The organism is Sphingomonas floccifaciens, assembly GCF_042681125.1.
Taxonomy (GTDB): domain Bacteria; phylum Pseudomonadota; class Alphaproteobacteria; order Sphingomonadales; family Sphingomonadaceae; genus Sphingomonas; species Sphingomonas floccifaciens.
This window is the reverse complement of record NZ_JBHUFC010000001.1, coordinates 18290-41219: the sequence shown is the minus strand read 5'-3', so window position 1 is coordinate 41219 and position 22930 is coordinate 18290. Positions and strand designations below refer to the sequence as shown.

The 22930-nt window shown below is 66.5% G+C and carries 18 protein-coding genes, 1 pseudogene and 1 other annotated feature; of the genes and pseudogenes, 13 read left to right on the top strand and 6 right to left on the bottom strand.

Annotation, left to right across the window (positions count from 1 at the left end; translation table 11 throughout):
* The first annotated feature begins 64 nt into the window (after positions 1-64).
* From ACFSC3_RS00185 to ACFSC3_RS00170, 4 genes are read left to right on the top strand one after another with little or no spacing between them, the layout of a single operon-like run.
* A complete protein-coding gene (locus ACFSC3_RS00185) occupies positions 65-1030 on the top strand; it encodes an alpha/beta hydrolase fold domain-containing protein (RefSeq protein ID WP_380937540.1) in 966 nt (321 codons plus the stop codon).
* Positions 1027-2604, top strand: a complete 1578-nt coding sequence (locus ACFSC3_RS00180) for a carboxylesterase/lipase family protein (RefSeq protein ID WP_380937538.1) — start codon at positions 1027-1029, stop codon at positions 2602-2604. Before ACFSC3_RS00185 ends, ACFSC3_RS00180 begins: the two co-directional genes overlap by 4 nt.
* A gap of 3 nt (positions 2605-2607) precedes the next feature.
* Entirely contained in the window at positions 2608-3669 is a 1062-nt protein-coding gene (locus ACFSC3_RS00175) for an SMP-30/gluconolactonase/LRE family protein (protein WP_380937536.1), read from the top strand.
* Positions 3666-5522, top strand: a complete 1857-nt coding sequence (locus tag ACFSC3_RS00170) for a bifunctional sugar phosphate isomerase/epimerase/4-hydroxyphenylpyruvate dioxygenase family protein (protein ID WP_380937534.1) — start codon at positions 3666-3668, stop codon at positions 5520-5522. Before ACFSC3_RS00175 ends, ACFSC3_RS00170 begins: the two co-directional genes overlap by 4 nt.
* A gap of 53 nt (positions 5523-5575) precedes the next feature.
* On the opposite strand, the gene ACFSC3_RS00165 is transcribed toward ACFSC3_RS00170, so the two are convergent.
* The 3 genes from ACFSC3_RS00165 to ACFSC3_RS00155 all read right to left on the bottom strand — a co-directional run bounded on the left by ACFSC3_RS00165 (position 5576) and on the right by ACFSC3_RS00155 (position 12094).
* Positions 5576-6880, bottom strand: a complete 1305-nt coding sequence (locus ACFSC3_RS00165) for an MFS transporter (protein ID WP_380937532.1) — start codon at positions 6878-6880, stop codon at positions 5576-5578.
* A 270-nt stretch (positions 6881-7150) separates the two neighbouring features.
* Positions 7151-9466 carry a S9 family peptidase gene (locus ACFSC3_RS00160; protein WP_380937530.1) on the bottom strand — a complete coding sequence of 772 codons (2316 nt, stop codon included), beginning with the start codon at positions 9464-9466 and terminating at the stop codon, positions 7151-7153.
* Between the two features lie 534 nt (positions 9467-10000).
* The gene (locus ACFSC3_RS00155) at positions 10001-12094 is read right to left on the bottom strand and encodes a M10 family metallopeptidase C-terminal domain-containing protein (RefSeq protein WP_380937528.1); all 2094 of its coding nucleotides are present in this window, start codon (positions 12092-12094) and stop codon (positions 10001-10003) included.
* A gap of 387 nt (positions 12095-12481) precedes the next feature.
* Here ACFSC3_RS00155 and ACFSC3_RS00150 point away from each other — a divergent pair, with 387 nt between their 5' ends.
* The 9 genes and pseudogenes from ACFSC3_RS00150 (at position 12482) to ACFSC3_RS00110 (ending at position 20206) form a co-directional block, all read left to right on the top strand.
* Positions 12482-12733 (top strand): hypothetical protein, encoded by a 252-nt coding sequence (locus ACFSC3_RS00150; protein WP_380937526.1) that lies wholly within the window; start codon positions 12482-12484, stop codon positions 12731-12733.
* A gap of 263 nt (positions 12734-12996) precedes the next feature.
* Positions 12997-14913 (top strand): methyl-accepting chemotaxis protein, encoded by a 1917-nt coding sequence (locus tag ACFSC3_RS00145; RefSeq protein ID WP_380937524.1) that lies wholly within the window; start codon positions 12997-12999, stop codon positions 14911-14913.
* Positions 14910-15677 (top strand): TorF family putative porin, encoded by a 768-nt coding sequence (locus ACFSC3_RS00140; RefSeq protein WP_380937522.1) that lies wholly within the window; start codon positions 14910-14912, stop codon positions 15675-15677. Before ACFSC3_RS00145 ends, ACFSC3_RS00140 begins: the two co-directional genes overlap by 4 nt.
* A 128-nt stretch (positions 15678-15805) precedes the next feature.
* Complete coding sequence (locus ACFSC3_RS00135) at positions 15806-16387, top strand: pseudouridine synthase (RefSeq protein ID WP_380937520.1); 582 nt, start codon at positions 15806-15808, stop codon at positions 16385-16387.
* Positions 16388-16403: 16 nt separating this feature from the next.
* A complete protein-coding gene (locus ACFSC3_RS00130; protein WP_380937518.1) occupies positions 16404-17246 on the top strand; it encodes a 23S rRNA (adenine(2030)-N(6))-methyltransferase RlmJ in 843 nt (280 codons plus the stop codon).
* Between the two features lie 191 nt (positions 17247-17437).
* Positions 17438-17493, top strand: a sequence feature (sul1 is cis-regulatory element that is thought to sense ions involved in sulfur or methionine metabolism; They are found in Alphaproteobacteria).
* A 60-nt stretch (positions 17494-17553) separates the two neighbouring features.
* A pseudogene (locus ACFSC3_RS00125) lies at positions 17554-17802 on the top strand (SulP family inorganic anion transporter); the annotation flags it as partial.
* Between the two features lie 396 nt (positions 17803-18198).
* A complete protein-coding gene (locus ACFSC3_RS00120; protein ID WP_380937516.1) occupies positions 18199-18399 on the top strand; it encodes a hypothetical protein in 201 nt (66 codons plus the stop codon).
* Positions 18400-18420: 21 nt separating this feature from the next.
* Positions 18421-19581 carry a hypothetical protein gene (locus tag ACFSC3_RS00115; RefSeq protein ID WP_350025998.1) on the top strand — a complete coding sequence of 387 codons (1161 nt, stop codon included), beginning with the start codon at positions 18421-18423 and terminating at the stop codon, positions 19579-19581.
* A 340-nt stretch (positions 19582-19921) separates the two neighbouring features.
* A complete protein-coding gene (locus ACFSC3_RS00110; protein ID WP_350025997.1) occupies positions 19922-20206 on the top strand; it encodes a hypothetical protein in 285 nt (94 codons plus the stop codon).
* Between the two features lie 1249 nt (positions 20207-21455).
* Here ACFSC3_RS00110 and ACFSC3_RS00105 read toward each other — a convergent pair.
* The 3 genes from ACFSC3_RS00105 to ACFSC3_RS00095 form a co-directional block, all read right to left on the bottom strand.
* Positions 21456-21761, bottom strand: coding sequence for a hypothetical protein (locus ACFSC3_RS00105; protein ID WP_350025996.1), 306 nt, complete (start codon positions 21759-21761; stop codon positions 21456-21458).
* A gap of 181 nt (positions 21762-21942) precedes the next feature.
* Complete coding sequence (gene arsH, locus ACFSC3_RS00100) at positions 21943-22689, bottom strand: arsenical resistance protein ArsH (protein ID WP_380937513.1); 747 nt, start codon at positions 22687-22689, stop codon at positions 21943-21945.
* On the bottom strand, positions 22689-22930 hold a 242-nt coding region (locus tag ACFSC3_RS00095), incomplete at its 5' end, for a GNAT family N-acetyltransferase (RefSeq protein WP_380937511.1). The genes arsH and ACFSC3_RS00095, both read right to left, overlap by 1 nt.

Below are 22930 nucleotides of genomic sequence, written 5' to 3'. Positions count from 1 at the left end.
CGTTGATAGGATGGCGAAAAGGTCCGGTCGACACAGGCCGGACGATCATGTGGGAGGATCGTCGATGAACCGCACGCTGTGCGCCCTGCTGGCCCTGAGCGCCGCCACCGCAGCCCATGCTCAGGATCGGACTTTCCCGACCGCCGCCGCGCCGGTCGTCGAGGACAGGTTTCCAGTCGTCGCCGTCCCCTTCCCCGGCGGGGTGAAGGCGTATCGCGACGTCGTCTATCAGACGATCCCCGGATACCGGCCGCAGATCGTCGATATCTATGTGCCCCCGTCAAAGGGGCCGCACCCGCTGATCCTCTATATCCACGGCGGCGGCTGGGTCGGCGGCCATACGCGGCATTCGGGTGCGCTCGCCGATTTCCCGAAGGTGCTGGCGTCGCTGGCCAGCGAAGGTTTCGTCGTCGCCAGCCTGGAATACCGCCTGTCGGGCGAAGCGCGCTTCCCGGCACAGTTGCAGGATTCGAACGCCGCGCTGCGCTTCCTGCGCACCCATGCCGGTGACTATGGCATCGATCCGGCCCGCGTCGGCGTCTGGGGCGGATCGGCGGGCGGACATCTCGCGGCGCTGACCGCCGTCACCTGCCGCGATACCGGCCTCGATCCCACGGCGGCGGCCAACGGCTGCGTACAGGCTGCGGTGACGTGGTACGGCGTCTACGACTTTCGCGGCATGACCGCGACGCCCGACGGCAATGCGGCCGGAAGCAAGCTGCTGGGGTGCGACGGCCCCTGCCCGGCCGACACGATCGCCGCGGTCAGCCCGGTCACGCACATCGATGCGAAAGACCCGCCCTTCCTGCTGATCCATGGCGAGGAGGACAAGGTCGTCCCCGTCACCCAGTCGCGGCTGGGCGAGGCGGCGCTGCGCAAGGCCGGCGTGAAGGTCGAATCGATCTACATCCCCGGCGTGGACCACAGCTTCATCGGCAAGACGCCCGCGGACACCCGTGCGGCGACCTTGAAGGCGACCAATGCGACCTTCGATTTCTTCCACAAAAACCTGGGCGTGCCGCGCCGATGATGGCCCGCGCGCTGTTCGCGGCCGTCGCGCTGGCGGCATTGACCGCGCAGAGCCAGCCCGCCGCGCCGGTGCGCACGACCGACGCCGGGCGGGTCGAGGGGATAGCACTGTCGTCCGGGGTCGACGCCTTCCTGGGCGTGCCCTTCGCCGCGCCGCCCGTGCGCGATCTGCGCTGGAAGCCGCCACAACCGCGCGCACCTTGGGCGGGCGTCTATCGCGCCGACCGCTTCGCACCCGAATGCCTCCAGCCCTTACGCAGTTCGCGGCAGAATCATTATTTCGGCGAGGAGGCGACCAGCGAGGACTGCCTGTACCTCAACGTCTGGGCACCGCGGGCGGCGAAGAAGGCGCCGGTCGTCGTCTGGATCTTCGGCGGCGGCTTCACCATCGGGTCGGCAAGCATGGCGAACTACTCGGGCGAGCCGCTGGCCCGCGCCGGGGTCGTGCGCGTCAACCTCGCCTACCGCGTCGGCGCGCTCGGCTTCCTTTCCCATCCCGCGCTCAGCCGTGAACAGCAGGGCCGGTCGGGCAATTACGGGCTGATGGACCAGATCGTTGGCCTGCAATGGGTCCGGCGCAATATCGCGCGGTTCGGCGGCGATCCCGACAATGTGACGATCGTCGGCCAGTCGGCCGGGTCGATGTCGGTCGCGCTGCTCCAGATGAGCCCCGCCGCGCGCGGCTTGTTCGCGCGCGCGGTGGGTATGAGCGGCAGTCCGTTCGGCGGGATGCTGGGTCCGGCCACGCTGGCGACCGGCGAGAAGCAGGGGGTCGAGCTGGCGACCGCGCTCGGCGCGACGACGCTCGACGCCTTGCGGGCCGTGCCGGGCGACCGCATCGTCGCCGCGCAGGGCGCCCGCGTGTCGATCGTGCAGGACGGGCGCGTCGTGACCGGTCCGGCCGAAGCCGTGTTCGCCGGCCGCCGCCAGAATGACGTACCGGTGCTGATCGGCTACACCCGCGACGAGAGTTTTCGCCCGTTCGACCGCATCACCGATCGCACCGGCCTGACCGCCGCCGTGCGCGAACGCTATGGCGCACGGGCCGACGCTATCCTGAAGGCCTATGACAGCGGCGATGCGACCCGCGACGCGAGCGACATTGCCCGCGATGCCTCGGTCGGCGTGCAGATGGCGGCTTGGGCCAGCCACCAGGCGCGCTACGGCACGGCGCCCGCCTATGCCTATCTGTTCATCCGCCGCCAGCCCTATGCGCCGGGCATCACCTTCAGCGACCATGATCCGGCGACGGTCGGCGCCTATCACACCGGCGACGTGCCCTATTGGTTGCGCACCCGCGATTCGCTGAACCTGTTCCGCCGTACCCGCATCTGGGAACCGGGCGACGTCACCCTGGAACGCGAAATGTCGGACGCACTGCTGTCTTTCGCGCGTACCGGCGTACCGCGCAGCCCGACCGTCGGTCCATGGCCCGCGTTCGATGCGAGCGGCCCGCGTCTCGTCCGCCTCGCCCCGCACAGCGAGGTCGTCGACTGGCCGCATTACCGCGACATCGCGCTGTTCGACGGGGCCGCCGTGCCGCCCCGCCCGACCGGCGCGCGCCCGCGCGACTGACGGATGCTGGCGCTCGCCCTTGCCACCGCCCTGGCGGCGACGCCCGCCTGCACCGCCGACGACACGCTCGCCTATGTCTGCGGGACCGAGAAGCCCGAGGACGTCGTCGCGCTGCCGGGCACGCGCTGGCTGATCGCCAGCGGGTTCGCCCGTGGCGCGGGGCTGAAGCTGGTCGATATCGACGCCCGCCGCGCAACGCAGTGGTACACGGGCGATGCCGGGCAGCGCCGCCCCGACCCGCGCTGGATGCGCACCTGCCCCGGCCCGCTCGACGCCGCGCTGTTCAATGCCCGCGGCCTATCGCTCCGCGCGACCGGCCCCGGTCGCTGGCGGCTCTTGGTCGTCAATCACGGCGGACGGGAGTCGATCGAGATGTTCGATGTCGCCGCCACCGGCACCGCCCCACCGACGCTGACCTGGCGTGGCTGCGTCCCCATGCCCGCCGGCCAGGTCGCGAACAGCGTCGCGAGCTTCGCCGACGGCACGATCCTCGCCACTGTCCTGACGCGACCCGGCACGACGATCGGCGACTTCATGCTCGGACGCCCGACCGGCGCGGTGTGGCGGCTCGCGCCCGGCGCCGACCGCTTCGAACAGCTGCCCGGCACCGAGCTGCCCGGCAACAACGGGATCGAGACCGACCCCGACGAGCGGCACTTCTACGTCGTCGCCTTCGGCTGGCACGCGGTCGTGATGTACGACCGCGCCGACACCCGCCAGCCGGTCGATCGCTTCGTCGCGCCAGACTTCATGCCCGACAACATCCGCTGGTCGGGCGGGCGACTGCTGGTCGCAGGAATGCGCCTCGACGAGCCCGCCTGTGGGGGACTCCGCGCGGTCGTGAACGGGGTCGCAGACCCGATGCTCTGCCACCGCGGCTGGGTGGTCGGTGCGGTCGACCGAACCGCGCGCCGCATTGCGACCGTCGCCTATGGCCGCCCGCAGCCGCAGTTCAACGGCCTTTCCGCCGCGGCGTTGGTCGGCGATACCGTGTGGCTCGGGTCGTTCCAGTCCGACCGGCTCGCCAGTGTTCCGCTCCCCAAACCCGAAGGCACAGCGCCATGACCAACGCCATCGCGACCGTATCGATCAGCGGCACGCTGGAGGACAAGCTGCGCGCCGCCGCCGCTGCGGGGTTCCGCGCGGTCGAGATTTTCGACACCGATTTCATCGCCTCCGCGCTGTCGGCCGTAGAGGTGCGGGCGCTGCTCGACAGCCTCGGCCTGACCTGCGTGCTTTATCAGCCGCTGCGCGATGTGGAGGGGATGCCGGAACCGCACCGCACCCGCGCGCTTGCCCGCGCGCGCCAGAAGTTCGCAGTGATGCAGACGCTCGGCTGCGACCGGCTGCTGCTGTGTTCGAACACTTCCCCGCTCGCGTCGGGGGACCGCGATACGATCGTCGCGGACCTGCGCGCGGTGGGTGATATCGCCGCCGAATATGGCGTCACCGTCGGTTACGAAGCGCTCGCCTGGGGCCGTCACGTCGCCGACCACCGCGACGTGTGGGAGATCGTGCAAGCGGTCGATCACCCCAATATCGGCATCTTGCTCGACAGCTTCCATTCGCTCGCGAGGCGGATTCCGGTCGAATCGATCCGCGCGATCGATCCGGCAAAGCTCGTCTTCGTCCAGCTGGCCGACGCGCCGCTGCTCGACATGGACTATCTCTACTGGAGCCGCCATTTCCGCAGCCTGCCCGCGCAGGGCGGGTTCGACCTGACCGCCTATGTCGCCGAGATCCTGCGCATCGGCTACGACGGGCCGCTGAGCCTGGAGATCTTCAACGACCGCTTCCGCGGCAGCTCGGCGGAGATGGTCGCGCGCGATGGCCTGCGCGCGCTAGATGCGCTGCGCGACGCCGCTGCGCGGAAGTTGGGGTGGCCGACGACGATGCCCGCCCGCGCCAAGATCGACCGCGTCGAATTCGTCGAATTCGCCGTCGCCGAGACGGACGCGGACGAGCTCAGCGCGATGCTGCACCGTGCGGGTTTCGACCGGATCGGCCGCCACCGCAGCAAGCGCGTCGAGCTATGGCGCGCCGGCGCGGCGAATTTCGTGCTGAATTACGAAGAGGATGGTTTCGCCGCCAGCTATCGCACCGTCCACGGCACCGCGATCTGCGCGATCGGGCTGGTTGTCGCCGACGGACCGGCGGCGGTGGCAAGAGCGCGCGCGCTCGGCATTCCCGAGCACGCCAGCGACCTGCCCGCCATGCCGGCGCTGCGCGGCGTCGCGGGCAGTCTGGTCTATGTGCTAGACACCGAAGCGGCCCGGACGATCTGGGACGACGAATTCGTGATCGACGCGGCACCCGCTGAGCCACGCGTCGACATCCTGGCGATCGATCACCTCGCCGCGACCGTCCATCACGACGAATTCCTGTCGTGGCAACTCTACTGGCGCGCACTGTTCGACGTGCAGGTGCAGACACCGCAGGACGTGATCGACCCGAACGGCCTGGTCCAGAGCCAGGCGATCCAGAACCGCGAGGGCAGCTTTCGCATCACGCTCAACAGCACCGACGCGCCGGGCGCGCTGTCCGCGCGGTTCCTGTCGCAATCGTTCGGCGCAGGGTTCCAGCATATCGCGCTGCGCGTGGCCGACGTAGCCGCGACGGCGGAAGCGCTTGCCGCCCGCGGGCTTCAGCGGCTACCGATCCCGGCCAACTACCATGACGACGTCGCGGCAAAATTCGGCCTGTCCGACGACGAAACCGCGACCCTGCGTCAGTACGGCATCCTGATCGACGAAGAGGCGCCCGGCCGCCGATACCGCCAGATCTACAGCCGCGCGTTCGCCCGGACCTTCTTCTTCGAATTCGTCGATCGTGCCGATTATGATGGCTATGGCGCGCCCAACGCCCCGATCCGCCTAACGGCGCAGAACCGCTTCCGCCCTGCGCCGCCGGTGGACTGACGCCCCCACCCTTCCGTTCGTGCTTCGACACGCTCAGCACGAACGGGCATGTGTCAGTCCAGCACGATCCGCTTCACGTCGCCCAGCACGACGATATAGGCCAGCGCCCCCAGCAGCGCGACGACGCCTATGAAGGCCAGCGCGTAGAAGAAGCTGCCCGTCGCCGCGACGATGCCACCGACGACGAGCGGCGTCACGATCCCCGCCAGGTTCGCGGCCAGGTTAAAGATGCCGCCGGTCACGCCCAGCATGCCTTCGGGCGCGATGTCGGACACGAGCGTCCAGCCCAGCGCCGCCATGCCTTGCGCGAAGAAGGCGAGGCTCAGGATCGCGATGACCGCGGCGTTGCTCTCGACGAAGTTTGCCGCGATGATCGTGGAAGCGAGCAGCAGCCCGAGGATGATCGGCAGCTTGCGCGCGACATTGGGCGACTTGCCCTGCCGCAGCATCCGGTCCGACCACCAGCCGCCGAACAGCACCCCGACCGATGCCGCGATGAAGGGCGCGATCGCGAAGAAGCCGATCTTCAGCCAGTCCATATGTCGCTCGGTCGCGAGATAGGTCGGGAACCAGGTGAGGAAGAACACCAAGGTCGAATTGCCCGCGAACTGGCCGAGGCAGATTCCCCACATCTGCCGCGTCTTGAGCAGCTTGCCCGCCGCCGACCAGTCGAACCGCTGGACGGGCGGCTGATCGAGCAGCGCGCCGCCGGCGACGATCTCGTCGAGCTCCGCCTGATTGGCACGGCTTTCCTTCGGCTCGCGATAGCCGCGCCACCAGACGATGGCGAAGAGCAGGCCGATCGCGCCCGCGCCCACGAACAGCGACCGCCAACCGAAGGTCGCCAGCGCGAGGAACAACAGCGGGCTGAGGAAAGCGAGGCCGATATATTCGCCGACCGTGTAGACGCCGGTCGCGAACGCCCGCTCGTCGCGCGGGAACCAAGTGGCGACGACCCGGCTGTTCGCCGGGAAGCACGGGCTCTCCGCCACCCCGAGCGCCAGCCGCAACCCGATGAGCGCGCCGACGCCGTGGACGAACGCCTGCAGCAGCGTGAAGAACGACCAGAAGGCGACCGACAGGCAGTAGGTCAGTCGCGTCCCGAATCGATCGAGGAACGCCCCGCCCGGCACCTGCGACGCCGCATAAGACCAGCTGAAGGCGGAAAAGATGACACCCATCAGCGCGGCGTTGATCCCCAACTCCTTGGTCAGGGCGGGTGCTGCGACGCCGAGGATCGTGCGATCGAGATAATTGATGAGCGTGCCTGTCGCGATCAGCGACAGCATGACATAGCGCTGTCGCGTTGCCCCCATGAACGACGCACGCGCCTTCTCCGGCATCGCTTGCACAGCCATCGCACCTCTCCCGCTCTTTTTATTCTTATACGGACCAGTTCGTAACAAAATCAAGCGGTGGAATGTGCGGTGTGAAGGCCGTAACCGTATCTAGAGAATATAGGCCTGCTACGAAGCGGCGCCGGTATGAGCTATCCAGCAAGCTCGCGCTTCACTCCGGCGGATCGGCATTCGGCAAGAGGCGGCGAACCGTCGCCTGAATCGACCGTCACACCGACGTTCACCGCCTTGCCGGCACGCAGGGCGAGGAGCCCCGCGTCCGACGTCGGATTACCGCCCCGCGCCCGGCCCCGTGATCTTGAACTCCTTCGGCGGCGTCGCGCCCATCAGATGTTCGACGAAATAGTCCCAGCGGCGCCGCATCATGTAACCGCCCATGTCGCCAAAGCCGTGTTGGGCGCGAGGGAAGAGGATGAGGTCGAAGTCCTTGTTCGCCTTTTGCAGCGCATCGACGACCAGCAGAGTCGACGACAAGGGCACATTGTCGTCTAGAATGCCGTGCGCGAGCAGCAGCTTACCCTTCAGGTTCTTGGCGAAGTCCTGGTTGGCCTGCCCGTCGTAGTTCGTCGTCTTGCCGTCGCTCGTCAGCAGGCCGAGGTATTTCTCGTAATAATCATCCTCATAGTTCCGGTTGTCGTGATTGCCGCTCTCGGCGATCCCGACCTTGAAGAACTCGGGGTAACGGAACATCGCGGTCGCGGTCGCATTGCCGCCGCCCGAATGCCCCCAGATGCCGACGCGGTCGGTATCGATCCAGGCATAGCGCGACGCCAGATCCTGGATACCGGTGACCTGATCGGGCACGGCCTGAAGGCCCATGTCGCGGTGGTAATAGTCCTGGAAGGCCTTCGACCGGCGCGGGGTTCCCATCCCGTCGATCGCCACGACCGCGAAGCCCAGTTGCGCCAGCGCCCCAGTGTCGTTCAGCGCCGTCGAGAACTGCCGCGATGGGATCGTCCCCATGAACGGCCCCGGATAGATATAGTCGACGACCGGATATTTGCGCTGCGGATCGAGCCCCGCCGGCTTGAAGAGCAGCCCGTGGCACACGGTCTTGCCGTCGCTGCACCGGACCGCGATGCTCTCCGGCGCCTGCCACCCCGTCGCCCGCAGCCGGGTCAGGTCACCTTTCGCGAGGTTTACGACCAGCTTGCCATCGGCGCGCCGCAGCACGGCCGTCTGCGCCTCCTGCGGCGTCGAATAGATATCGACGAAATAGCGACCGTCGCTCGACGGCAGCGCGATATGGTCCTGCCGCTCGGGCGTCAGCAGCTTCGGGGCGCCGCCGTTCAAACTCACGGCGTAGATGCTGCGATAATAGGGGTCCGTCCCGGTTTCGCGACCGACCGCGGCGATCAGCATTCGGCCGCTACGCTCGTCGATATGGACGGGGTGGTCGACGTTCCATGCGCCGCGCGTCACCTGCCGCAGCAGCTTGCCGGTCTTCGCGCTGTACAGATAATAATGGCCCCAGTCGTCCCGCTGCGACCACCACAGGATCTCGCCGCGCTGCGACAGGTAGCGCCAGTTGAAGCCCTCGTCATTGTAGCCGCTGTCGAACCAGGTCGGCACGGTTTCGGTGAACACGTCCCGCACCGCGCCCGTGGTCGCATCGGCGATGCGGACCGTCTCGACCTTGTGGTCGCGCGAGGTGGAGACGAAGGCGAGCGTCCGGCCGTCCTTCGCCCACTGCATGTCCTGCGGGCCATCGCCGCAGACGACGTCGTCGCACAGCGACGACCGGTGGGGTTCCGCCGGCATCTTCAGCCGGGTCACCTGTCCGCGGTCAACGTCTACGATGACGCGCTGGATCTGGATGATCTCCTTGTCGCCGACGAAGGGATATTTCCACGTTTCGACAACCGAGTGGCCGACCTGCGTCGTCGTGGTCGAGAAGTCGGCGACGGCGCGCTGGTCCTGCTGGAAAGTCGCGACCTTCGTCGAATCCGGCGACCAGATGACGATGGCGTCGTCCGAATGCTTCCAGCCCGCATTGTCGGTCGCGTAGCCGAAGTCCTTGACGCCATCGGTCGTCAGCTGGCGCTCCGCCCCGCTGGCCACGTCGCGGACCCAGAGGTTCCAATCGCGCACGAACACCGCGCGCTTGCCGTCCGGCGACAGCACGGCCGAAGCCAGGCCGGCACGCTGCCCCGTCGGCTTGGTACAGCCATAGGGTTGCGCCAGCGCGCAGGAAAACCGCTCGCCGCGGACACGGACGACCGCGGTGCCCTGCGCGAAGTCCGGCTCGAAGCCGTCGAAGCCCAGCCTCGTCGCGTCGCGCTCCTTCAGCCCGGCCGCGTTCAGCGCACCGAGCAACGTCACCGTATCGAAGGCGGGTGCCTTGGTCCCCTTGGTCGCGTCGACCAGCATGATCGTCGGCACACCGCGATCGGTGTCGACATACCAGAAGCGCCGCGCGTCGATCCAATGCGCCGAGCGCACCGCATGATCGACCAGCGGCGCCGTCCACGGCCCCAGTTGCTTCATGGCGCGCGTGTAGTCGGCCGCAGTCACGGCCGGCCGCTCCTGCGCGGCCGCCGTGCCGGCGATCAGAGACAGCGAGAGGCAGGAGGCGAGCAGACGCATCGGGGAAGCTTTCTGGACGAGACGATCCGACGAACCGCCGAAAAGGGCCGGACGCGGGGACCATCACCCCGCCGTCCGGCCCCTTCGCGGTCCATCACGATCGGAAAGGACATGATGTGTTATGCGGGGCGGGCGTGGCCGTCGCAAGTGCAATGGGCCGGACTCGACGACGGATCGCCACTCGGCATCAGGGCGTCGAATATCTGCCATCAAGGCACCGTCATCCCGGACTTGATCCGGGATCCAGGGCCACAAGCGGCACGGCTCTTGGCTCTGGGTCCCGGATCAAGTCCGGGACGACGAAGCTAAGGGTCGGTTTCGATCAGCTTTGTTCACCCGTTCGTGCTGAGCGAAGTCGAAGCACCTTGCGCAGAACTGCCCTTCGACTTCGCTCAGGGCGAACGGGGGTGAACAAAGCTGATCGCTCCCAGCTCTAAGAACGGAAATGACGGATCGGCTGGATGACGATTCGTCTCAGCAACGCCCGCGCCCGGACAGATGGCGGAGCGCCGCGGGTGCGCTCCGCCATGTCGATCACAGGATGAGTTCGGGCGGCGTGATCGTCTTGGTGTCGAACAACACCATCGCGAAATCATAGCCGCCACCGTCGACGTTGCCGAGCAGCACCGTCACCGGCCCCTGGAACGGGCTCTTGCCGTCGATGCCGTCGAGATCCATGCCCAGCGCGTTCTCGGCGGCGTTGATGTTGCCGAAACGCTGCATTGACAGCTCGCCCGCATTCTTGCCGGCCGCGTTGCCGACGAAGGTGAAGGCCTGATCGCCTGCCACGAGGGTGTTGGCGTCGATGCCGCTCAGATCGATGCGATCGCCGGCCGCGAAGTCGAGCACGACGTCGAACGACAAAGTGCCGACCTTGCTGGCGGTCTTGGTCGCGGTGATTTCCGCCACGAAGATGTCCGCGCCGGCGCCGCCGGTCAGGTAATCGATGCCGTCGCCACCGACCAGGATGTCGTTGCCCGCGCCGCCGTCGAGGCGGTTGGACAGGGCATTGCCCTCCAGCCGATTGTCGAGCGCGTTGCCGGTGCCGGTCGTCGCAGCGCCGGTCAGCACCAGATTCTCGACATTGTCGCCCAGCACGTAATCGATCGCGCTGCGGACGGTGTCGGTGCCCTCGTTCGCCTTTTCGATCACGACGTCGCCGACCTGACCGACGAAGAAGACGTCGTTGCCGAGGCCGCCCAGCATCGTGTCGTCGCCGATTCCGCCATCGAGGATGTCGTTGCCGCCGCCACCGGCGAGCATGTCGTTACCGGCATTGCCCGTCAGAATGTTGTCGACGCTGTTGCCCAGGATCGTGTCGTTGCCCGACCCGCCGATCGCATTCTCGATCGTCGCGCCATAGGCGATGCCGACGTTGTTGGTCAGCGTGCCGACCACCGGATTGGCCTTCAGCGCGGCCATGTTGGCGTCATAGGTCGCCTGCGCGACGGGCGGCAGGCCCTGGAGCGCGCGGTTGGCGTTGACCTGCGCCAGCGACGGCGCGGTGTCGTAGGTCACGCCGCCGATGTTGCTGAGCGAGCCCGGGGCCAGGTCGATCAGCTGGTTGGTCGCATAGCCCGACGCGTCGATCGTGTCGTTCCCGCCGGCATCCCAGATCGCCATGATCGGCGCCGGCGTCTTGGTGAAGTCGTAGGAATCACGACCGGCATTGCTGTTGAAGCCGTACACGGTATCGCCGGTGCGCGTCGTCATGTCGGCGCCGTAGATCTTCTGCGCCGCGGCGATGTCGTGGATCAGCGGCACGCCGGCATAGGCGGTCGTCGACATGTGGAAGTCGAAGTGGCGCGTGCCCGAGATCGAGCTGCCCTCGAAATAGGACATGATCGTATAGGCACGCGTGTCCTGCGCATATTCCGCATTGGCGCCATAAGTGATCGAGAGGCCCGGTGCCGCATTATACGCGCCCGGATGGCTGAGGCCGATCGAGTGGCCGACCTCGTGCGTCAGCGTCTGCAGTCCGTAGCCGCCCTCGTCCAGGCGGAAGTTGCTCTGCTGGCTGGCGGAGATCCAGACGTCGCCGGCGATCTCCTTCGACTGCGCGTTGACCGCGTCGTTTGCGAAGATGCGGTCGAGCGGCAGGCGCGAATAGGCCTGGGTCGTCGGCGCGTTCGCGAGGTTGCCGAAGGTAATGTCGGCGTTGTTGACGTTGGTTTCGACGAACGACACCGCGACGATATCGTCCCACGACTGCATCGCTTCGCGCGCGGCAGACTTCTGGATATCGTTGAAGGCGGCGAAGTTGAAATATTCGGCCAGGCCGTAATATTTTCCGTCGGCCGGCGACTGATAGACATAGCCGTTGTTGGCCAGTTCCGCCTGCGTCGCGAAGAAGCCGTAGGTGATCGTCTTGATATCGCTGTCGCCCTGCTGGACCGCGTCGGTCGGTTTGCTGCCATAGGCGGCGCCGGTACGGTTGAGGTAGGCGGCGACCTGATCCGCGGTCCAGATCGGCTTGCCGTTGAGGGTGCCGCCCGCCAGCGGGTCGATCGAGGCGCCGACCGCGTCGGATGCGTCGCCCGCCGTGCCCGTGCAGGCCGGGCATCCGCAGATGGCGGCGTTCGCTTCGTGCTGGACCTGATCCTCGGCCCGGTAGATCTCGCTAATCATCTACAAACTCTCCCGTACATGTCCTGGTGATTCCGTCACGAACCGCGCACGCGGACGGGCACCGCGCCGTATCCGACGCTTCCCCGGCCACACCCGGCGGCAGGCAACGACAGTCTGTCTTTACGAGCCCCCGCAAAGGGACTGCGCGTCCGGTCCGCAGACCGGCGCCGGTCGGCAGGACACACGCCCGCCGCATACTTCGGCAGCCCCTCCCAAGACCGCCGCACAACCGAAATCCCCAAAGCAATTCAGGATGTTGCCCCAGGTCGATGACAGGAGATATTTCACGCCGGCCGGCCTTCGTCAACGCCCGATTAATTAGGCCAGCAGCCATTGGAGCAGCGGACGGGGCTTGGCCGCGGCGATATTGCCCGATAGCTTGCGCGCATGAATTTCGATCGGAGACTGGCGTTGCCCCACCCTGCCCGGCTGATGTGTCTCGCGCTGGTCCTGCCGGTCGCCACCGGGTGCAGCGCGCCGCAGGACACGCCCACCGCTTCGAGGAGCAGCACCATTCCCGCCCCCAGCCCCACGCCGAAACCCGCGCCAAAGCCGGGCGACATACGCCCCGCACCGACCAATCCCCCGGCGGAAGTCGATCCCGCCCACCGCTATCCCGGCGACACCGCTCCGAAGTGATGTCTTGCAGCTGTGCGGCCGGGACCGTCCGCCCCGGATAGCCCTCGGCCGGCGTCATTCGCTCCTAGTCTAGCCCGGCATCGGCGGCATGGGCTCGCCGCGCGCGCAGCCTGAGCGTGGTCGCATTACGCAGGGGACGCCGGCATGATCCGCCGCCCGCGGGATGGCATCGCCCGATGATGCCGGATTCGCCGGCAGAAATTAAACTATACAATTCAAAGCAATTATCTCGGTTTTAAGGTATCGCTGTCATCAGCCTCTGCATGCAGGATGGCACGACAGCGATGGCGGAGGGACATGATCGCGCGTCGCTCCGCAGCTATCGGCGCCATTTTCTGTATCCGCTCTGCGCGATCATGGGGGCAGCGGGCGTCATCATCCTCGCCTTGCTGATCTGGCTGACGGTCAAGTCCGATGCGCAGGAGGCGAAGCGCGAAGCAGAGCTCGCCAATCTGGTGGTGACGGGCCGGCTCGACTTCATGCGGCGCAACCAGAGCGATTACGCGACCTGGGACGATTCGGTCGCCAATCTGGTGATTGCGCTCGACCCGGAATGGGCGAGCGACAACATCGGCCCCTATCTGTTTCGTACGCAGGGCTATGAACACAGTTTCGTGATCGATGGCCGCAACCGGGCGATCTACGCGAGCGATCGCCTGTCGCAGGCGCGCATCGACCCGTTCGCGATGATGGGGCCGGCGCTGACGAAAGCCGTGGCGGAACTGCGCCGAAAGCCGGTCGGCGAGGATCATCGCCGCGGCGGCCTGGTTCGCATCGGCGACCAGCTGGCCGCCTTCAGCATTGCGGCGATCGTGCCGGACCCCGGCAAGGTCAGCTTGCCCTCGGGACCGGCATCCTATCTGCTGTTCGTCGATATCCTGACGTCCGAGCAGCTTGGCGCTCTCGGCGCCGAACGGGGACTGACCGGCCTGCATTTCGACGCGAAGGCCACGTCGACCGCGTCCGCGCCCGGCATGTCCGTGCTCCGCAATCCGCACGGTCGTCCGCTCGGCCACCTTGCCTGGTCCGTGCAGCGGCCGGGAACGGCGCTGCGCACGATGTGCCTGCCGCCGCTCGCTTTGCTCCTGCTGGCGATGGCGCTGATCGGCAGTCGAATCCTGCGCCGCTGCCGCCTGGCGATCGAGCAGACCGACGCGGCGATGCGCCAGTCCGCGACCGACGCGCAGGATGCGCGACACGCACTGGCCGACCTGAAGGCCGCCAGATCCGGCGCGGCGGCAGCCGAAGCAGCCGCTCGCGAACGGCTGGAAGTGATCGTCCGCAACGTCAGGCGCGAGAACGACGAACTGAACCGGCGCCTTGCCGCGACCCGACAGGCGGCGCTGAGCGACGCGAAACAGCAGCTCGACGCGAAGCTGTCGCCGCTGCTCCGCGCCATGCAGGGCCAGGCGCAAAGTCTGGCGGGCGCGTCCGAGCATGTCCGCGACCAGGGCCGCGGGCTGGGACAACTGGTTGACGTCGCCACCCGTGCCGCGGAGGAGACCGAACGGTGCATGGGCAAGCTGACGCCAGAGGCCGCCGCCTTCGCCGACACCGGTCGCGAGATCGAGGAGGAGGCCCGCGCCGCGCTGGTCGAGGTCCAGCGCGCCAGCGACGACGGCGAACAGGTGCAGGTCAGCATCACCGCCCTGTCCGCGTCGCTGGATGAGATCGGCCGGATCGTCGGCGGCATCGACCAATTGTCCCGACAGACCAACCTGGTCGCGCTCAACGCGCGGATCGAAGCGGCGCGCGCCGGTGTCGCGGGCGAGGGCTTTGCCGTCGTCGCGAACGAGGTGAAGGCATTGGCCGATCATACCGCCGGCCTGACCCGGCTGGTGGCCGATCAGCTCGACACGCTGATGCGCCGCACCGCCGACACCTCGAACGCCGCCCGGACGGTCGCGTCCGCCCTGTCGCGGACCGAACTCGCCACCGGCGTCATCACCACGGTCGTCCAGCAGCAGGTGCAGGGCGCCTCGACCATCCGGCAGAGCATCGATGCGGTCGCCGCCGAAAGTCGCAATACCGCGGCTGCGGTGGCCGATGCACGCTCGGCGATCGCCGTCGGCCTGGACGCCGCGGATCGCATGGATGCCGTCGCCATGGACCTGGCGACGATGCTCGGCACCCTGAACGACGACATCGCCATATTTCTTCGCCAGATGGAGGCCGCATGATTCCGCTTGCCCTGGTAGCGTTCCTGCTACCGACGCCGACCGATGGCGTTCCCGTGCCCACGCCCCCTGTCCAGACCAATGGGCCGCGCCCGAACCGCGATCCCGACGCAATTCCCGACGGCAAGCGGATCACGGGCGACACGCCGGTCGTGAACATCAACCTGTCCGCCGTCAGCGACTATCGCTTCCGCGGCATCACCCAGACTGATGGTGATCCGGCGGTTCAGGGGTCGGTGGAAGCGACCGCCCCGTCCGGCATCTACGCCGGCCTCTGGGGCTCGACGATCGCGGCCTATGAAGGCGCGCATACGGAAGTGGACGTGTACGGCGGCTACCGCACCGTGCTCTCGGGATGGAGCGTCGATGTCGGCATCATCTCCTATCTGTACCCCGGCGCCGACAACGTCAGCAGCGCGGAAATCTATGGCAGCGGCGCTCACGCCGTGGGCGATGGCGAGGTGAAGCTCGGCATCAGCTACACTCCGCACCAGGCGCAGCTGGGCGACACGGACGGCCTCTACGTCTTCACCGACGTCTCGACGCCGCTGCCCCGGGTACCGGTCACCGTGCGAGCCCATCTCGGTCGCGAAGCGGGGGTCAACACCACCACGGATGCACCCAAGATCGACTGGCTGGTCGGCGCCGATTTCGCGACCGGCCCCGTGACCTTGTCCCTCGCCTGGGTCGATGCACGCTATCGCGGGCGCTTGGCGGAGGAGGACAGCAAGGGACGGCTGGTCGCCGCGCTCGCGCTCGACTTCTAGCAAGGCAAATCCGCGACCGGGCGGCGCGGACATTATTCGTCGCCCCGACGCCGCTGCCATTGCCCGGAACTCGGCCTGACCGCCAAAGCTCGGAAGACATTGCCGCGGGCGGACGATATGGGCGCGGCATGAGCCGGCTGTTGTTGTTCAACAAACCCTTCGGGGTCCTGTCGCAATTCACCGATCGCGGATCGCCGACGGTCCGGGCGACATTGTCGGACTTCATCGCGGTGCCGAGCGTCTATCCCGCCGGGCGGCTCGATCGGGACAGCGAAGGGCTGTTGCTGCTGTGCGACGACGGGCGGTTGCAGGCACGGATCGCCGACCCGCGCTTCAAGATGCCCAAGACCTATCTCGTGCAGGTCGAGGGCGATCCGCAGGAGGCGGACCTGGCCCCATTGCGTCGCGGCGTCCGGCTGAAGGATGGCATGACGCTGCCCGCCGATGTCGTCCGGATCGACCCGCCGGACCTCTGGCTGCGCGATCCGCCGATACGCCAGCGCAAGGCGATCCCCGACACCTGGCTGAGGATCACCATCCGCGAAGGCCGCAACCGGCAGGTGCGTCGCATGACGGCGGCGGTCGGGCTGCCGACGCTGCGGCTGGTCCGCTGGTCGATCGGCGACTGGTCCGTCGCGGGGATCGCGCCGGGTCGGTTCGAGGAGACCTCCAGCCCAAGCGACGGCACCTTCAGCGCATATCCGCGATGACAGGATTTGGATTGCCATGAACTATCGTCATTCCTTCCATGCCGGCAACAGCGCCGATGTCGTGAAGCACAGCCTGCTGATCGCGCTGGTCCGGGCTTTGCAGCAGAAGCCGGGCGCGCTGACGCTGATCGACGCCCATGCCGGCTGCGGGCTCTACGACCTCGGCGGCGAACAGGCGCAGCGCACCGGCGAGGCCGCGTACGGCGTGCTGCGGGCCTTTGCCGATGCGAACCCGCTGCTCGACGACTATCGCGCCGCCGTTCGCGCCGTGAATGTCGGGACGGAGCCGCACCTCTATCCCGGCTCCCCGCAGGTTATGGCGCAACTGCTGCGCCCGCAGGACGTGCTGATCCTCAACGAAAAACATCCCGAGGATGCGCACGCCCTGCGCGGCGCGATGCGCGGTACGCCGGCGGCCGTGCATGAGCGCGACGCCTATGAACTCTGGCTGGCGATGCTGCCGACCCGCACGGCGCGCGGCGTGGTGGTCGTCGATCCACCCTATGAGCAGACCGACGAGCGCGCCCGCATCACCGCCACTCTCGCCGCGGCGCACCGCAAATGGGCGCATGGCGTGACCGTCGTCTGGTATCCGCTGAAGGACCGCCTGACCCACCAGCAGTGGAAGGGCCAGTTGCGCCGGCTGGGTATCCCGAAATTCCTGAACGTCGAGCATTGGCTGTACGATGCCGACCAGCCCGGAATCTATAACGGCGCAGGCCTCTTCATCATCAATCCGCCCTATGCCTTCACCCAGGCACTGCCACCGCTGCTCGACGCCCTCCGCGCGGCACTGGCACCGGATGGGCATCGGGGCGACATCTCGGCCCGCTGGCTGGATGCGCAAAGGGCGGATTAGGGTCGAAACGTTCCCGGGCGAGGGACATTGATTTGCAAACGTGATCGGTCCGTGCGGACTCGCGAAGCTGCTGCGATCGGCACGTCGCTGATCGTTGACGTAGGCGTCGCTTCCTACGTCACCGCGACATCGGCCTGATCGCGTCGCGGTTGCGCGCGCCCGACATTTTCGCCTAAAGCCCGCGACAATCGCAAGGACCCGGTGAGACCCCGGGTGGCTATGCCGGCCGCCGATCCGCCGGACAACATCACACATGCAACCGACCCGCGCCGCCCTGCCGCGCCATGTGCCCTGATGTGGAACCCGCATGACATTCGATTTCGCTTCCTACCGCCGCCAGTGGTTTACTGACGGCACCGCCGCCCGCCGCGACGTACTCGCCGGCATCGTCGTCGCGCTTGCCCTGATCCCGGAAGCGATCGGCTTCTCAATTATCGCCGGCGTCGATCCGCGCGTGGGGCTGTACGCCTCGGTCGCGATCGCCATCACGATTTCGCTGATCGGCGGACGACTCGGCATGATCTCGGCGGCCACCGCCGCGGTCGCGGTCGTCGTCGTGCGTCGTGCGCCTGCCGGCCAACTATGCGCTGGTTTACGAACGAGCGGTCGAGCAACTCGAGCAGCACTTGCGCTCGGAAGAGGGCAATGTCGCACGCGAGGCGATCCGCGTCCTCATCGACAGGATCGTCGTTCAGCCCGGCGATGAGCGGGGCGGGAAGCGTCGCCACATTCAGCTGCACGGCGATCTGTTCGAGATGCTGACATTTGCCGAGGCTGCGGCGGTCGGTCTTTCGCCGGCGAAGCGGCGGGAGCAGAACGCACAAAAGCCCCAGTCCGGTGGGACTGGGGCTTTTAGTGTTACACCGTTGGTTGCGGGGACCCGCAACGGACTGAAGCATAAGTTTGCGACGGTGCGCGCGTGACGCGGGGCCTCGATCCCGAGACGAAGCGTATGCCATGGAGGCAACTCACGCTGCCGCTCCCGGAACTCGCCGCCGAGGATGATCTGACCCGCGCACCGGACGGCGAGCGGATCGTGACCGGGATGGCGGCCGGTCGCGAATGGTGGAGGCTCCGCGCCTTCGACGTCGCGCCATGGATCCGGCGGCTACCCTCCTGGATCAGGAGGGACAAGTACAACCGCCTCGGCTAGCTGGGTCGCCCTTGGGACGGCGTGTCCGACCTCCCGGTTGGCGAATGGCCATGGGACGGGGAGCGTGACACCAACGAGGCCGAGCCGCTGGTCGACGACATGGACGCGTGGGATGGCGCCATCTTGCCCGGACACGAGGTGGGGAAGCTCGTGGCCGAGCTGCGGCGCCTGCTGGCCGCCCTGCCCGGACTCGGCGTCGCGCCTCCCGATTGCCGCGATGTCCGCGTGACGCTCGCCGGCGAGGAAGGCGACGTGTCGGAGCCGACCCTCGGGATAAACGTCCTAGACTTCGACCTCGGGGGTATGGTCCTACCGATCGGCATCGAGGACTGGCAGCTTCGCCGAGACACCTGGACGCCGGTGGAGCGTGTGGCCGCTCTCATGGTTGACCGGCTCGTCCATGCCAGGACGCATCGCCGCAAGCTGCTGCGTCGCGATCGGAAGATGCGCGAGGGCTTCGAGCGCGATGTGGCGCGCCTCGGCGGCGGAGCCGCTCCTCTCTGGCTTCGTATGGAGCCGCTGCGGTTCGACGCGCCGCCGTCGCACCTCTTCCGTCTTCCCTACGTGGCGCTCGACATCCGGCTCGATATCCACATGTGGTGGGCGCCGTCGAGGATCGAGAGCGTCGGCTCGACGCCTCGGCTGGGCAGGATGCATGCGCAGAGCGGAACCGGACATCGCCGCAATGTCGAGCGGCTGAAGGTGATCAGAAGCACCGGCTCAGTCGGCTGGATCAGTGACGTGGCGGTGGCGCTGATCGAGCGGACCGGCCAAAACCCGGCCGAGGTCTTCCGCGAGGAGCGGCAGGCGGCGCTCCACGACGGAGACAGGGCGCACTTCGGCTGCCAAGGCCATTTCGGCGCGCTCTTCTGCCACAACGGCGTGCTGACGCCCTACTTCACTTTCGCGTGCGGCAGTTACAGCGATGGCGTTCTGACGCTTCACGGGACGTATCCGGAGGCCTTAGCGGTCGCCGTGGTAGGCAGGCCGCTCGCGCAATGCGTGGATCATCCGGCCTTTGTCGCCGCCGCCGCGGTGATCGAGCGCGCCGAGTGCAACAACCAGTGGCTTAAACTCTTTCATACCCCGAGGCTGATCACCGTCGAGGAGACGGAGCGCCGCTGGGCGCAACGATGCGCCATGAAGGCTGCAGGCGAGTGCGCACCCACTGGGGCCCGGTAGTTCACCGAAACATGATGGATGAAATCTCGACAATATAGATTATGTAAAACTGTGAGCCTGTCTTACCGTAAGAGCGGTCTCCTGACCGCAGCTAAGCTACATACTCGACGTGATTGGCTCAAGGGTCCAAGCGACACGATCAACCCGAGAACAGCGACGGGCACATTCCGCTTCGATAGCGAGATTGCGCCGTAAAGCGCTGATCGCCCCGCCGCGATTGCGCGATCACCTACGTGCGCTCCATGGATGGTAGGACGGTGTGGTACGAACCTGTCGGCGACGAGCTTGGGCTGAGGAAGCGGCGCGGCACGCGGGCCTTCGATGAGGCAAAAGGGGAGACATGACTATGATCGACCTTGACACACTGCGGCGTGAAATTCGCGCGCTCGATTATGTGCGCGGCAGCCCGTCCGAGGATACAATGTGGCGCGAGGACGATGAGGATGCTCGCGCAAATCTCGCAATCGAGGGCATGACGCTGACTCCTGAGGATGACGCGCTATTCGACCTAATGCGCGACGAACGTGTGCCCCCTGCCCTCTGTTCGCAAATTCTGCTCAGGCTGCTCGGCCATCCCGATGCCGATTCAGCTCTGGCCATCACGCCCACCGGCGCGACCAGCTGACGCCGGCACGAATCGGGCCGGTTCAGGGTGCTGATTGAGGCAATGGTCGTGATGGCGAGCGGTAACTGGTTCAAGGGAGATCTTCGGCGTCGGCCGGGTCGCCACCGACGTGCGCTTCCTGCTCACCGGCCTGATCCTGTCCGCGACATGGAAGTGCAACCGCTGCGGCGGCTCTCTCAAAAATGCTGCTGGTCTCAGCGCGCGTCGGCGATCAAAGCGGGTTGGTAAAGTTGGAGAGCTTTGGGATTTCGTCATCGGCAGAGCGGGCCGACACAACAAATTGTCTCACTATGACGATCCGGCGAGCACTCTGTCGGCGGCATGCGCCAACAGGGGCAGGAACGCGAGCAGAGCAGGCAGAGCGACAAGGATCGCAGCAGGGACGATCGTGGCGGCGGGCGTTGGTTCAATTGCCAATCGGCTTTCTGCGGGCTTCCTGCGCGGTCATTGATCCGACCGAAGAACTTGCGCGGCAATGGGCCGAGCAAGGCCCAATTCTTCCTTGAGAGTTAGCCTGTCGCGTAGAGCCCCGCCACCGTAGACAGTAACGAGCCGTCCTGTCGCGGGATTTCGGATACTGATTCTTGTCGTTGGCGGCCTCATTGAGACAGCAGCCTTCATGAACGATGGTTTGAGCCCACCAAGGTAGCAGCTTGGTGGGCTCTGGTCGTGAGCGGCTTTCGCGCATCCTCAACGATACAAAGGCGGCGCTGTTGCGCAAGACGTGAAGCCTAGTGCAGCGCCTTTGCCTGGTTTTCAAAAGCACGAACTACGTTGGCCGTCTCGGAGGTGGCGCCTCGCTGCCGATAGCGTTTTCGCGGTGCGTTCGAGCTTTTAATAACCGAAGCTGGAGATGGTCGTCGAAAGCACGAAGATCGGCAGGTCGACCCTACCGAGGGCAAGCAGCTCAGCCTGAAAATCTCCAATCTTCGTGCTTTCGACGACCATTGGTGTGCCACGTGGCACATCCGTCTTTCTAGGAGACTTGTCCAACCAGGAGGCAACCCCTATCAAATCGGGACATGCGGCATCCACTGGATTGTCCGTTTCCCGCTTAGGGAACTAGCACCGGGGCCGCCTTACAAGGCGGCCCTCGGTTTCCCTGGCCAGCCTGTTTCTTCAAATGCCGCAGAAGATGCAGTAGGATGCGAGCAACATGGCCTCCCCGCTTTTGCCTTGGGCATCAAGGGGCGGCCTTCCTGGCCCTGTTCTTGAGTTCTTGCGACCCTGGTAGCCTCTACCGCCGTAATCAGCCGATTGCCTTGAACACACCGTCAACGAGGCTACCCCGCTCAACTTTTCCGTTCAGCTTGCGGATCATCACATCGGGATTGTCGCTCTCGAGCCAATAGAGCGGCACGCTTTTCTTCACGGAAAGCCTGACGCCAGCCTTTGCCAATCGCTCTGTCACTCGGTCGAGCGCTTGGGTGCTGGCTCTTACATTGTGCTCGACCACCGCTTCGGAAGGCGCAGGCGCTCTCACCGTTACGCTGCCGGATCGCGTCTTGCTGGTCTTCACCTTCTTAGCGCCGGGCTGAATGATCGCATTGGTCATCGTCATATCCTGCCCACGCAGCTGGGTTAGATCGTCCGTTCAAACATAACGCCTGTGGCGTCTTACGGTTAGGGCCGGCTTCTGGATCGCCGACGACAGGGACGAACTGCCCGCATGGCTCTCGGTATCGGGAGCTGATCCTATCTGCTTATGTGCACTGCAGCCTCCCCGCGCCTGGATGCTAACTTTGTGGGGCCGTCGCGATACTCGATAGATCGATCGTCGGATCGATTCGCACGCCTGCTTCCTTGCGCTCGGAATAGCGGTCCACGAGCTGGGCGGCATGCGGGCGCAGCAATACCGTGAACCGCACCAGCTCCTCCATCACGTCCACGATCCGGTCATAGTAGCTCGACGGCTTCATCCGTCCGGCATCATCGAACTCGTTGAACGCCTTGGCGACGCTCGACTGGTTCGGTATCGTCACCATCCGCATCCAGCGGCCCAGCACGCGCAGCGTGTTGACGCTGTTGAACGACTGCGATCCGGCCGACACCTGCATGACCGCGAGCGTTCGCCCCTGCGTCGGGCGCATCCCGCCCATCGACAGCGGCAGATGGTCGATCTGCAACTTCATGATGCCGGTGATCTGCCCGTGACGTTCGGGGCTGCACCACACCTGACCCTCCGACCATAAAGACAGCTCACGCAGCTCGTGGACGGCCGGATGGTCATCGCCGGCATGTTGGTCGGGCAGCGGCAGAGTCGATGGATCGAAGATGCGCGTCTCGCAGCCGAAGAACCGGAGCAGGCGCGCCGCTTCCTCGACGCACAGCCGGGAGAAGGACCGTTCGCGCAGCGAACCATAGAGCAGAAGAATACGCGGTGCGGGATCGAGCGGGCCAAGCCCCAGCGCCGGCCGCTGTATGACGTAGGCAGAATCGAGCGCCGGCATGGTATCGGGATCGGCGAGCGTGCGGAGCGGCATCAGAGAGCTTTCACGAGGTAGGCGGCCGACGCGGGGCACAGCGCGGCGAACTCGCGCGATGCGGCGATGGCCGGGGGAGCCGCGCCGCGATCGGTGTCGGCATAGCCGAGCGTCCGGAAGAACGGCGCGGCCGTCGTGGTCAGAAGATGCAGGCGCTGCACCCGGAGGTGTCGGGCCTGTTGTTCGAGGGTGGCAACCAACGCCTGCCCAAGGCCATGTCCGCGGCGATCGGGGAGAACGA

Coding starts and splice junctions, on each gene's coding strand:
- ACFSC3_RS00150 (WP_380937526.1), top strand. CDS start 12,482: ATGAATTTCGATCGGAGACTGGCGTTGCCCCACCCTGCCCGGCTGATG.
- ACFSC3_RS00160 (WP_380937530.1), bottom strand. CDS start 9,466: ATGCGTCTGCTCGCCTCCTGCCTCTCGCTGTCTCTGATCGCCGGCACG.
- ACFSC3_RS00180 (WP_380937538.1), top strand. CDS start 1,027: ATGATGGCCCGCGCGCTGTTCGCGGCCGTCGCGCTGGCGGCATTGACC.
- ACFSC3_RS00105 (WP_350025996.1), bottom strand. CDS start 21,761: ATGACCAATGCGATCATTCAGCCCGGCGCTAAGAAGGTGAAGACCAGC.
- ACFSC3_RS00165 (WP_380937532.1), bottom strand. CDS start 6,880: ATGGCTGTGCAAGCGATGCCGGAGAAGGCGCGTGCGTCGTTCATGGGG.
- ACFSC3_RS00170 (WP_380937534.1), top strand. CDS start 3,666: ATGACCAACGCCATCGCGACCGTATCGATCAGCGGCACGCTGGAGGAC.
- ACFSC3_RS00110 (WP_350025997.1), top strand. CDS start 19,922: ATGACTATGATCGACCTTGACACACTGCGGCGTGAAATTCGCGCGCTC.
- ACFSC3_RS00120 (WP_380937516.1), top strand. CDS start 18,199: ATGCCATGGAGGCAACTCACGCTGCCGCTCCCGGAACTCGCCGCCGAG.
- ACFSC3_RS00130 (WP_380937518.1), top strand. CDS start 16,404: ATGAACTATCGTCATTCCTTCCATGCCGGCAACAGCGCCGATGTCGTG.
- arsH (WP_380937513.1), bottom strand. CDS start 22,689: ATGCCGCTCCGCACGCTCGCCGATCCCGATACCATGCCGGCGCTCGAT.
- ACFSC3_RS00135 (WP_380937520.1), top strand. CDS start 15,806: ATGAGCCGGCTGTTGTTGTTCAACAAACCCTTCGGGGTCCTGTCGCAA.
- ACFSC3_RS00155 (WP_380937528.1), bottom strand. CDS start 12,094: ATGATTAGCGAGATCTACCGGGCCGAGGATCAGGTCCAGCACGAAGCG.
- ACFSC3_RS00185 (WP_380937540.1), top strand. CDS start 65: ATGAACCGCACGCTGTGCGCCCTGCTGGCCCTGAGCGCCGCCACCGCA.
- ACFSC3_RS00175 (WP_380937536.1), top strand. CDS start 2,608: ATGCTGGCGCTCGCCCTTGCCACCGCCCTGGCGGCGACGCCCGCCTGC.
- ACFSC3_RS00145 (WP_380937524.1), top strand. CDS start 12,997: ATGCAGGATGGCACGACAGCGATGGCGGAGGGACATGATCGCGCGTCG.
- ACFSC3_RS00140 (WP_380937522.1), top strand. CDS start 14,910: ATGATTCCGCTTGCCCTGGTAGCGTTCCTGCTACCGACGCCGACCGAT.